The sequence below is a fragment of the Nostocoides sp. genome, from assembly GCF_035343835.1.
Classification (GTDB): Bacteria; Actinomycetota; Actinomycetes; order Actinomycetales; family Dermatophilaceae; genus Nostocoides_A; species Nostocoides_A vanveenii.
The window spans coordinates 1-1,121 of record NZ_DAOQZV010000030.1 but is presented as its reverse complement, the minus strand read 5'-3'; the positions used below and the strand labels follow the sequence as shown (position 1 = coordinate 1,121).

Below are 1,121 nucleotides of genomic sequence, written 5' to 3'. Positions count from 1 at the left end.
CTTCGTCGCCATGCAGGCCCCGGACAATGCCCGCCTGGCCGCGGGTGGGCCCACCGTCCTGTTGCCACCGCCGGTGCTGCCGCTCCCCGCACCGACCGCGCCGGGTGTGGACCTGCCGGAGTCCTACCTGCTGACGGTGTTCAACGCCTACGGCGCGGTCAAGGGGCTCGACGACCTGACCGCCTTCCTTGCGCGCACGCGGCTGCCCGTCGTCTGGTGCCACAGCATGCGGACGGCCGACTTCGACGTACCCGAGGCCCTCGCCCAGCACCCGCTGCTCGTTCACGTCGATGATCCGAGCCCGGCGCAGTTGCGCTACCTGTATGAGGGCTGCGCTGCCTATGTCTCCTTCTCCCGCAGTGAAGGCTTCGGCTGGTCGATCGCCGATGCGCTGCGCTACTCGCCCGCGATCGTGGCGCGCGAGATCGGCGTGCTGACCTTTCCCGAGGCACGGGCGTACCCGGTGCAGATCGTCGACGACCTCACGCAGATCGATTGGGGGTGGGTGGCGCGCCAGCACCGGCCGGACGGACCGCGTGACCTTGCCTGGCTTTCGCCGGCCGCCTTCCGGGCGCGGCTGGTGGACCTCGTGCAGGCGACGCGATGACGGCGACGGGCGATCCGGGCGATCCCCGCCCCCGTGTCAGCGTGATCGTGCCGGTCTACAACGTGCGCAATTTCGTCGTGGAGTGCCTGGCGAGCATCACCTCTCAGACCCACCGGAACCTGCAGATCATCGTGGTCGACGATGGCTCCACCGACGGCTCCGGCGAGACGTGCGACCAGCTTGGCGCCTCGGACCCGCGCATCGAGGTCATCCACCAGGCCAACGCCGGCCTGTCGGGAGCACGCAACACCGGGCTGGACCGTGCCACCGGCGGCTATGTGACGCTGGTCGACGGGGACGATCTGGTCGCCCCCGATTTTGTCGCCACCCTGCTGGCCGATTGCCTGGCCCACGACGCCGACCTCGCCGTGACCGGCTTCGTCCCCTTCGACCACGAGCATCCGCGCTTTCGAGTGGAGGAGACGGTCGAGGTCTTACGGACACCGGAGGAACTGGAACAACTGGTCACCGGCCTGCCCCCGAAGTGGGAAGGGCCGACCAAGCTCTACCGGGC

2 protein-coding genes are annotated in these 1,121 nt (G+C 69.4%); both read left to right on the top strand.

Annotated features, from left to right (window positions below):
- The coding region (locus PKH97_RS03805) for a hypothetical protein (RefSeq protein WP_324386076.1) at positions 1-607 on the top strand (607 nt) is incomplete at its 5' end.
- A partial coding sequence (locus PKH97_RS03800; protein WP_324386075.1) for a glycosyltransferase occupies positions 604-1,121 on the top strand: 518 nt, incomplete at its 3' end. The genes PKH97_RS03805 and PKH97_RS03800, both read left to right, overlap by 4 nt.